This window comes from Acidovorax sp. SRB_24 (genome assembly GCF_012931925.1).
The window spans coordinates 1-495 of sequence record NZ_MWOM01000228.1 but is presented as its reverse complement, the minus strand read 5'-3'; the positions used below and the strand labels follow the sequence as shown (position 1 = coordinate 495).

Sequence of the window (495 nt, the reverse complement as noted above, 5' to 3'; positions counted from 1 at the left end):
TGGCACGCCGGTGTGGATGGCCTCGAGCGGCCCGGCCGGGCAGTTCCAGCGCCTGGTGCTGGCACAGGACACCGGCAGCGCCATCGTCGGCGCGGTGCGCGCCGACTACTTCGTCGGCTGGGGCCCGGAGGCCGGCGATGTCGCCGGGCGGCTCAAGCAGGGCCTGCGGCTGTGGGCGCTGTGGCCGCGTTGAGGGCCATGGCCGGGCGGCCCACGGCAAAAAAGTGAGCTGCCAGCGCTTGCTGTATCTTGTTTTTACACTGTTTTGTATTTGAAACAGTGACCCGGCCAGCGCAAGCAGCTATTTATTCGATAGCGATGGTGCGGCCTCACCGGTCTTGTTCGACCAGGTAGCGCGAGACGACCGGCGGCGCGTCGCCGGTGTGGAACGCCAGCTTGCGCTCGCGCAGCACCACGTCGGAAGCCGTCACACGGTCGAAGCGGCGCAGGTGCTCGGTCCACGACTCGTCCGTGACCTGCTCGACGTAGCGGGCC

General features: G+C 67.9%; 2 protein-coding genes. One reads left to right on the top strand and one right to left on the bottom strand.

Going from position 1 to position 495, the window contains the following annotated elements:
• A partial coding sequence (locus B2J89_RS21680; RefSeq protein ID WP_240965118.1) for a 3D domain-containing protein occupies positions 1-193 on the top strand: 193 nt, incomplete at its 5' end.
• A gap of 136 nt (positions 194-329) precedes the next feature.
• Here the strand turns inward: B2J89_RS21680 and B2J89_RS21675 are convergent.
• On the bottom strand, positions 330-495 hold a 166-nt coding region (locus B2J89_RS21675; protein ID WP_205763932.1), incomplete at its 5' end, for an MFS transporter.